The sequence below is a fragment of the Polaromonas sp. genome (genome assembly GCF_018780625.1).
In the GTDB taxonomy this organism is placed as follows: Bacteria; Pseudomonadota; Gammaproteobacteria; order Burkholderiales; family Burkholderiaceae_C; genus Polaromonas.
This window is the reverse complement of sequence record NZ_JADMJK010000025.1, coordinates 1-9,326: the sequence shown is the minus strand read 5'-3', so window position 1 is coordinate 9,326 and position 9,326 is coordinate 1. Positions and strand designations below refer to the sequence as shown.

At 67.2% G+C, this 9,326-nt stretch carries 7 protein-coding genes and 1 pseudogene; all 8 read left to right on the top strand.

The window, feature by feature from the left end; all coding sequences use genetic code 11:
- Positions 1–326: pseudogene (narH, locus tag IV091_RS01915) on the top strand (nitrate reductase subunit beta); the annotation flags it as partial.
- 3 nt (positions 327–329) lie between these two features.
- Positions 330–1,025 carry a nitrate reductase molybdenum cofactor assembly chaperone gene (gene narJ, locus IV091_RS01910; protein WP_293464397.1) on the top strand — a complete coding sequence of 232 codons (696 nt, stop codon included), beginning with the start codon at positions 330–332 and terminating at the stop codon, positions 1,023–1,025.
- Positions 1,022–1,741: a respiratory nitrate reductase subunit gamma gene (gene narI / locus IV091_RS01905; protein WP_293464395.1), complete on the top strand. Its 720-nt coding sequence runs from the start codon at positions 1,022–1,024 to the stop codon at positions 1,739–1,741. Before narJ ends, narI begins: the two co-directional genes overlap by 4 nt.
- A gap of 36 nt (positions 1,742–1,777) precedes the next feature.
- Positions 1,778–2,677, top strand: coding sequence for a peptidylprolyl isomerase (locus IV091_RS01900; protein WP_293464393.1), 900 nt, complete (start codon positions 1,778–1,780; stop codon positions 2,675–2,677).
- Entirely contained in the window at positions 2,674–3,360 is a 687-nt protein-coding gene (locus tag IV091_RS01895) for a carbonic anhydrase (protein WP_293464391.1), read from the top strand. The genes IV091_RS01900 and IV091_RS01895 overlap by 4 nt, the downstream gene beginning before the upstream one ends.
- Positions 3,338–4,591: a nitronate monooxygenase family protein gene (locus IV091_RS01890; protein ID WP_293464389.1), complete on the top strand. Its 1,254-nt coding sequence runs from the start codon at positions 3,338–3,340 to the stop codon at positions 4,589–4,591. The genes IV091_RS01895 and IV091_RS01890 overlap by 23 nt, the downstream gene beginning before the upstream one ends.
- Before the next feature lie 11 nt (positions 4,592–4,602).
- The gene (locus IV091_RS01885) at positions 4,603–8,172 is read left to right on the top strand and encodes an LAGLIDADG family homing endonuclease (RefSeq protein ID WP_293464387.1); all 3,570 of its coding nucleotides are present in this window, start codon (positions 4,603–4,605) and stop codon (positions 8,170–8,172) included.
- A partial coding sequence (locus IV091_RS01880; RefSeq protein WP_293464385.1) for an NnrS family protein occupies positions 8,169–9,326 on the top strand: 1,158 nt, incomplete at its 3' end. The genes IV091_RS01885 and IV091_RS01880, both read left to right, overlap by 4 nt.

The window sequence follows — 9,326 nt, the reverse complement described above, 5'->3', positions numbered from 1 at the left end:
CGGTGATCCGTTCGCTGCAGCGCATGCTGGCGATGCGCTCCTACCAGCGCAGCAAGCATGTGGACCAGGTGCAGAACCTGGCCGTGCTCGAACAGGCCGGCCTGACCGTGGCCGAGGTCGAGGAGATGTACCACGTCATGGCGATTGCCAACTACGAAGACCGCTTCGTGATCCCGACCACCCACCGCGAATACGCCGAAAACGCGTTCGACATGCGCGGCGGCTGCGGCTTCACGTTTGGCAACGGCTGCTCCGACGGCGCCAGCGAGGTCAGCCTGTTTGGCGGCAACAAGAAACGCACTATTCCGATCAAGGTGGAGGTCTGAGACATGGCACTTTTTAACAACCCTCCCGTAGCCTCCAAAAGCCTGCGCGTGCTGGCCCGGCTGCTGGGCTACCCCGATGCCGAACTGCGCGGCCACCTGGCCGACCTGCGCGGCGCGCTGCACCAGGAGCGGGCCTTGACGCCGCAGCGGCTGGCCGAACTTGATGCGCTGATCGACACGCTGGCGCGCAACGCGCCGCTGGAGGTCGAGGCTGACTATGTCGAGCTGTTCGACCGGGGCCGCTCGACCTCGCTGCACCTGTTCGAGCATGTGCATGGCGACTCGCGCGACCGGGGCCCGGCCATGATTGACCTGGCGCAGACCTACGAGAAAGCCGGCATGTACCTGGCCGACGGCGAGTTGCCCGACTTTTTGCCGGTGGTGCTTGAATTCACCTCGACCCAGCCGCCGCGCGAGGCGCGCGAATTTCTGGCCGAGATGGCGCATATTTTCAATGCGATTTTCTCGGCGCTGCAGCAGCGCGCAAGCGCTTATGCCTGCGTGCTCGGCGCCCTGCTGGAACTGGCCGGCGAGAAAGCCCAGCCGGTGCAGGTGGCCGCCGAGGAGTCCATCGACGCGGTCTGGCAGGAGCCGGTCGTGTTTGACGGCTGCTCGTCCAAAGGCCAGGCCCGGCCTGACCAGCCGCAACCGATCCACATCGTCCGCAAGGGACGTCCTATCGAGGGAGCACAAGCATGACCACGCTGGACAATTTTCTTTTTGGGGTCTATCCCTACATTTGCCTGGCGGTGTTTTTGCTGGGCAGCCTGATCCGCTTTGACCGCGACCAGTACACCTGGAAAAGCGACTCGTCGCAGCTGCTGCGTGCCGGCCAGCTGCGCTGGGGCAGCAACCTGTTTCACGTCGGCGTGCTGTTCCTGTTCTTCGGGCACACCTTCGGCATGCTGACGCCGCACTTCATCTACGAGCCCTTCATCAGCGCGGGTGCCAAGCAGGTGGTCGCCATGGTGTCGGGGGGGCTGTTCGGTGTGCTGGGCTTCATCGGCATTTCGCTGCTGCTGCACCGCCGGCTGACGGACCCGCGGATTCGCGTCAACTCCAAAACCAGCGACATCGTGCTGCTGTGGCTGCTGTGGCTGCAACTCGCGCTGGGCCTGGCCACGATTCCGCTGTCGGCGCAGCACCTGGACGGCAGCATGATGATGAAGCTGGCCGGCTGGGCGCAGGCCATCGTGACCTTCCAGGCCGGCGCGCCGGCCTTGCTGGCTGAAGCGGGCTTCGTCTTCAAGATGCACATGTTCCTGGGCATGTCGATCTTCCTGATCTTTCCGTTCACCCGGCTGGTGCATGTGTGGAGCGGGTTTGGCTCGGTGGCCTACCTGGTGCGCCCCTACCAGGTGGTGCGCAGCCGCCGCTTGGGCATGACCCCGCGCAAGCCGCATGGCAACCGTTAAAGCGCCGCCGCAACGCCACTACGAGAAAGTTATTTCATGAACGCACCAACCTCCACACCCGCCAAGGCCTCCGGGGGCTGCGGCAGCGGCGCCTGCCAATGCGCGGGCACGGCCAGCGATTCCGCCCCCACTGGCCTGGCCGCCCCGGCCACGGCCGCTGCGGCGCCCACCATGGCGTATGTCAACGGCATTGCCCTGCATGCGCCCGGGCAGCGTCCGGACACGGCCACGCTGCGCGAATCGGCCTATTCCGAACTGCTGCGCCAGCAGGCCGTGCGCGCAGGGCTGTTGCCGCGCCACACCGGCTTGAGCGCGCCCGAGCTGTCCGATGCCGAGCGCAAGGTCATCGAGGCCATGGTGGACCAGGACGTGGTCACGCCCCAGCCTACCGGGGATGAAGGCCAGCGCTACTACGACGCCCACACCGCCCAGTTCATGGTCGGCCAGGCGCTCCATCTGCGGCACATCCTGTTTGCCGTGACACCCGGCGTCAACGTGCAGGCGCTCACGGTGCATGCCGAACGGGCGCTGCTGGAGCTGTCGCACAAGGGCGTTCACCCCGAGCGCTTTGCCCAGCTGGCGGCCGAACTGTCCAATTGCCCCAGCAGCGCGCAGGGCGGCGACCTGGGCTGGGTCGGTCCGGAGGACTGCGCGCCCGAGTTGGCGAACGAGCTGTTTCACCTCAAGCATGCGCAGACCAGCATGGGCGTGCACCCGCGCCTGTTTCACACGCGGTTTGGCTTTCACATCATCGACGTGCTGGAGCGCCGCAGCGGCATTCAGCCCGCCTACGATGACGTGCGCGAGCGCATTGCCGCGCTGCTGACCATGCAGTCGCGCGCCCGGGCGCTGCACCAGTACATGACGCTGCTGGTGGGCCAGGCGCTGGTCGAAGGGATTGAACTGGAAGGGGCGGACTCGCCTCTGGTGCAATGAGCGAAGACGCCGCCGACGAGTTGCTGTTGCGTTTGCGGCGTTTCCAGTCTGATTACTTTCCCCTGCACCAGCAGCGCTTTCAGGACCTGGTGGCCGAGGGCCAGCACCCCAAGACGCTGTTCATCGGCTGCTCGGACTCGCGCCTGGTGCCCTATCTGCTGACCGGCACCGGGCCGGGCGAGCTGTTCATCGTGCGCAACGTGGGCGCCTTCATTCCGCCCTATGACGGCTCGCACGGCTTGCACGGCACCATGGCCGCGATCGAGTACGCGGTGCTCACGCTGCATGTGGAGCGCATCATCGTGTGTGGCCACAGCCATTGCGGCGCGATTCGAGCCGCCTACGAGGGCGTGCCCGAGGAAGCGGTGGCGCTGCAGGCCTGGCTCAAGCTGGCCACGGAAGCCCTGCTGCCCGTGCAGCCCTGCGCCGAGGCGATGCGCCGCACCGAGCAGCGCTCGGTGGTGCTGCAGCTGGAGCGGCTGATGGACTACCCCATGGTGCGGCGCGAAGTGGAGGGCGGCAGGCTCACGCTGCACGGCTGGCATTACGTCATCGAGGCCGGTGAAATCCACATCTTTGATGTACGGCAAGGAAATTTTGTGCCGGCTTCGTTAGCCTCCAGCAGTGGCACTGGCCCCTACCAACCTTATGTGGAGCACGATGGACAAATTATTTCCGACTGACACGGCTGAAATCGCCCGTGTTGATGAGGCCGCAACTGCCGCCGCGCTGTTGGCGCTGGCGCGTGATTCGGGCCTGCGGCCCCTGCGCCTGGCCGGCAAGGAATTGCTGCCGGTGGTGCAGGGCGGCATGGGCGTGGGCGTGTCTGCCGGCGGGCTGGCCGGTGCCGTGGCAGGGCTGGGCGCCGTGGGCACCATTTCCTGCATTGACTTGCGCCGCCTGTACCCGGACCTGATGGCCATCACCGGCCACCTCGACAAGGAACCCGATGCGCGCCAGCTGATCGACGCGGCCAACCTCGAAGCGCTGGACCGCGAAATCCGACGGGCCCGCGAAATCTCCCAGGGGCGCGGCCTGATTGCCGTGAACGTGATGAAGGCGCTCAGCGCCTACGAAGCCTATGTGCGCCAGGCGCTGGCCAGCGGTGCCGATGCGCTGGTGGTGGGCGCCGGCTTGCCGCTGGACTTGCCCGACCTGGCGCGCGACTACCCGAAGACGGCGCTGATTCCGATTCTGTCCGACGCACGCGGCGTGCAGCTGCTGGTCAAGAAGTGGGAGCGCAAGGGCCGGCTGCCCGACGCCATCGTGATCGAGCACCCGCGGCTGGCCGGCGGCCACCTGGGCGCGGCCAAGGTGTCTGATCTGCAGGACACGCGCTTTGACTTCGAGGTGGTGATTCCGCAGGTGCTGGAATTCTTCAAGACCGCCGGCATTGAGCGCGAGATCCCGCTGATTGCCGCTGGCGGCATCAGCAGCCGGGACGACATCGTGCGCCTGCAGGCGCTGGGCGCCTCGGCCGTGCAGCTGGGCACGGCCTTTGCCGTGACCGAGGAGTGCGACGCCGACCCCGCCTTCAAGCGCGTGCTGGCCCACGCCAGGCCCGAAGACATGGTTGAATTCATCAGCGTTGCCGGCCTGCCCGCGCGCGCGGTGCGCACCCCCTGGCTTGAAAAGTACATCCGCCTGGAGCCCCGGCTCAAGGCGGCGGCGCATGCCAAGGCCAAGTGCAACATGTCGTTTGACTGCCTGGCGCGCTGCGGCCTGCGCGACGGCGACGCCACGATGGGCCAGTTCTGCATCGACCAGCAACTGGGGCACGCCTTTTCGGGCGACACCGACAAAGGCCTTTACTTTCGGGGCGCTGGCCTGCTGCCGTTTGGAGACCAGATCCGTTCGGTGCAAGAATTGATGCAATGGCTGCTCGGCGGCATTCGCCCGGCGGTGCATTCTTGAGGAAAACGGACATGAAGCGCGAACATTTCGGCCGGCCGCAAGACGTGACCGCCACCCAGCCCATCAGCCACGACGTGCTGAAGGAAAAATACCTCAAGCCCGGCGAAAGCGGGATCGAGGACATCTACCGGCGCGTGGCGCGGGCCCTGGCCTCGGTCGAGCCCGAAGCCGAACGGGCGAAGCACGAAGCGCTGTTCCTGGAAAACCTGCATGCCGGCGCCATTGGCGCGGGCCGCATCATGAGCGCGGCCGGCACGTCCATCCAGGCCACGCTGATCAACTGCTTCGTGCAGCCCGTGGGCGACTGCATCCAGGGCTTCGACGATGGCGGTTACCCCGGCATTTATGAAGCCCTGCGCGAAGCCGCCGAAACCATGCGGCGCGGCGGCGGCGTGGGCTACGACTTTTCGCGCATCCGTCCGCGCGGCGCCGAGGTCAAGGCCACGGCCTCGATGGCGTCGGGCCCGTGCAGCTACATCAACGTGTTTGACCAGTCCTGCGCCACAGTGGAAAGCGCCGGCGCCCGGCGCGGCGCGCAGATGGGCGTGCTGCGCATCGACCACCCCGATGTGCAGGAGTTCATCACCGCCAAGCGCACGCCCGGCCGCTGGAACAACTTCAACGTGTCGGTCGGCATGCTGGACACCTTCATGCAGGCGCTGTCAGACGACCAGCCCTGGGAGCTGGTGCACAAGGCCAAGCCCGGCGCCGCGCTGCTCGCGCAGGGCGCGTTCCAGCGCACCGACGGCCTGTGGGTCTACCAAACGGTGGCCGCGCGCGAATTGTGGGACACCGTGATGCGCTCCACCTACGACTTTGCCGAGCCCGGCATTTTGTTTCTGGACCACATGAACCAGGACAACAACCTGCGTTACTGCGAGACCATCGAGGCGACGAATCCTTGCGTGACCGCCGATACCTGGGTCATGACCACCGAGGGCCCGGCCCAGGTGGCGGATCTGGTGGGATGCCCCTTCACCGCCGTGGTGGATGGCAAGGCCTACAGCGTGAAGAGCGAGGGGTTTTTCAGCACCGGCCACAAACCCGTGCTGGCCCTGAAAACGCGCGAAGGACCGTCCTTGCGGCTGACGGCAGAGCACCGGGTGCGCCGCGTGGTGCACAAGACCCGCTACACGCTGCAAGCCGAATGGGTGGAAGCCGGGCAGTTGCAGCCCGGCGACGAACTGCTGCTGCATGACCACCGCGCGCTGGGCGGCTGGGACGGCGTCGGCACCCAGGCCCAGGGCTACCTGCTTGGGCTGCTGGTCGGCGATGGCACGCTCAACAGCGACAAGGCGGTGATTTCAGTCTGGGCGCCTGAGTTGAAGGCTGTCGGCAATGGCGCTGTGGCGTATGCGCAAACCGGCGCTGCCGGCATCGTTCAGGCGGCCGAGGCGGCGGCCGCCACGCTGTCGCACCGGGCAGATTTCTGTGGTTTTCAGCGCCCGATTGCAGGTCGTGGCGAGGCCCGCATGGCTTCTGCCGCCGTGTGGCAACTGGCGCATGACATGGGCATGCGGCCCGGATACAAAACCATCACGCCAGCGATGGAAAAGACATCTTCCGCGTTCGCTGAGGGCTTGCTGCGCGGCCTGTTCGATGTTGACGGTTCGCTTCAGGGGACGCAGGAAAAAGGCGTCAGCGTGCGGCTTTCGCAAAGCGATCTACCCCTGCTGCAGACGGCGCAGCGCATGCTGCTGCGTCTGGGCATCGCGTCAACGATCTACCAGAACCGCCGATTGGCGCAAGCGCGGAATATGCCCGACGGGCGCGGCGGCCTCAAGCTCTATGACATGCAAGCGCAGCATGAACTGGTCATCAGCGGCGACAACCTGCGCGTCTACGCCGACCGCATCGACTTTGCCGACACTGAAAAATCAAGGCGACTGGAGCAGGCGCTGGGCAGCTACCGCCGCAGCCTGAACCAGGAGCGCTTTATCGCGACCGTGGAATCGCTGACCGAGAGCGGCAGTGAAGAGGTGTTTGACGTGACCGTGGCCGATGTCCACGCTTTTGACGCCAATGGCCTCTATGCCCACAACTGTGGCGAGCAGCCGCTGCCGCCCTACGGCTGCTGCGACCTCGGGCCCATCATCCTCACGCGCTTTGTGCGCCATCCCTTCGACTTTGACGGTGACGCGCACTTTGACTTCGAGGCGTTTGAAGCCTCGGTGGCGACCCAGGTGCGCGCGCTCGACAACGTGCTGGACGTGACCTTCTGGCCGCTGCCGCAGCAGCGCGCGGAGTCCGCCGCCAAGCGCCGCATCGGCCTGGGTTTTACCGGCATGGGCAACGCGCTGACCATGCTCTGCCTGCGCTACGACGCGCCCGAAGGCCGCGACATGGCCGCGCGCATTGCGGTGCGCATGCGCGACGCGGCCTATGCCGCGTCGGTCGCGCTGGCCAAGGAAAAGGGCGCCTTCCCCAAGTTTGAAGCCGACGGCTACCTGGCGCCCGGCACCTTTGCCAGCCGCCTGCCGGCCGAGTTGCAGCAGGCGATACGCGCGCACGGCATTCGCAACAGCCACTTGCTGTCGATTGCGCCCACCGGCACGGTCAGCCTGGCCTTTGCCGACAACGCGTCCAACGGCATCGAGCCGGCGTTTTCATGGATGTACCGGCGCAAAAAACGCGAATCCGACGGCAGCACCACCGACTACGCGGTGGAAGACCACGCCTGGCGGCTGTACCGCGAACTGGGCGGCGACGTGGACAAGTTGCCGGACTACTTTGTGTCGGCGCTCGACATGTCGGCGGCCAGCCACATCGCCATGATGCAGGCGGTCCAGCCCTTTGTGGATACCGCCATTTCCAAGACCGTCAACGTGCCGGCCGACTACCCGTACGACGACTTCAAGGGCCTGTACCAGCAGGCTTGGCGCGCACAGCTCAAGGGCCTGGCCACCTACCGGCCCAACGCCATTCTGGGCTCGGTGCTGGACGTGCCTGCCAGCCCCGAGGCCGGGCCTGCCGTCGGCCCCGCGCCGCTGGACCCGATGCGCACGGTGATTGAAAGCCGGCCCAAGGGCGCGCTGTCGGCGGTGGCGGACAAGGTCGACTACTGGACCCAGGAGGGCCACAAGACGCTGTACATCGTGGTGTCGTTCCTGCCGGTGCCTGCGGCCAGCGGCGTGGGCACGCTGGAGCGCGCCATCGAGTTCTTCATGCCGGTGGGCCAAAGCGGCGAGTCGCAGCAGTGGATCACCTCCAGCATGCGCATGCTGTCGCTGGCGGCGCGCGGCGGCTTTCTGGAGCGCGCGCTCAGCGACATGCGCAAGGTCGCCTGGGACCGTGGCCCGGTGCGTCTGGGCACTTATGAAAAAGCCGACGGCACGCGCGTGCCGCTGTGGCACGACTCGGAGGTGGCGGCGATTGCCTACGCGGTGCAAAACATCATTGCGCGCCGCGCCAGCCAGCCCGCCGCCAGCGCGCACCCGGTGGCTGAACCGCAGGCCACGGCCGCGCTGGTGCCGCCCGTGATGGCCGGCAAGAAATGCAGCGAATGCGGCGCCCATGCGGTGATCCGCAAGGACGGCTGCGACTACTGCACCCAGTGCGGCCATCTGGGAACCTGCGGATGAGCACGCACCCGGTGCTGCCCCTGCGCGTGGCAAAAGGCAAGCCCTCCGCCGAACAGCGGGCGCAGCAGGACCGCCGCTGGCGCGCCCGCTACCTGCTGCTGGCGCCGCACCGGCTGGGGTTTTTTCTGGCGATGCTGCTGCTGGTGGCATCGGGCGCCTGGTGGGCGCTGGTGCAACTGGACCGGGTCAGCGCCGTGCTGGCGCTGCCGTACGCGCTGTCGCCGTCGCTGGTGCATGCGGCGGTCATGACGTTTGGCTTCATCCCGCTGTTTTTCTCGGGCTTTCTGTTCACGGCCGGCCCGAAGTGGCTGGGCGTGCCGCCGCCCGAGGTCCGCCAGTTGATGGCGCCACTGCTGCTGCAGGCGACCGGCTGGGCGCTGTGGCTGGCCGGCGCGCATCTGCACGCGCTGCTGGCGCAGGCCGGGCTGGTGCTGGCCTGGGCCGGCCTGGCGTGGGCCACGGCGTGGTTCTGGCGGCTGATCCACCTGAGCCAGGCGCCTGACCAGCTGCATGCCCGCACCGTGGGCGTGGCCTGCCTGGTCGGTTGCCTGAGCCTGGCCGGCCTGCTGGCGGGCGTGGCGCTGCAGGCGCACGACGTGGCCCGCGCCAGCGTGCTGACCGGCCTGTGGGGCTTTGTGCTGGTGGTGTATGTCTCGGTGGCGCACCGCATGATCCCGTTTTTTACCTCCAGCGCCATGCCTCTGGTGGCTGTGTGGCGGCCGTTCTGGGCGCTGGGGCTGATGCTGGGCGTGGCCGCCTTGGAAGTGGCCGCCGTGTGGGTGGAACTGAACGGGCCGCTGCAGGGCAGCCTGGGCGCCGTCTGGCTGCTGACGCGCGGCCTGCTGGAACTGGCGGCCGGGGGCATGCTGCTCTGGCTGGCCGTGGTCTGGGGGCTGGTGCAAAGCCTCAAGAACCGCCTGCTGGCGATGCTGCACATCGGGTTTCTCTGGTTTGGCCTGGCGCTGTTGCTGGGCGGCCTGTCGCAGCTGCTGGGCTGGCTGCAGGGCGCGCCGGTGCTGGCGCTGGGCGGGCTGCACGCCCTGACCATGGGCTGCCTGGCGTCGCTGATGTTCGCCATGGTCACGCGGGTGTCTTGCGGCCACAGCGGGCGGGCGCTGGTGGCCGACCGGCTGGTGTGGACGCTGTTCTGGCTG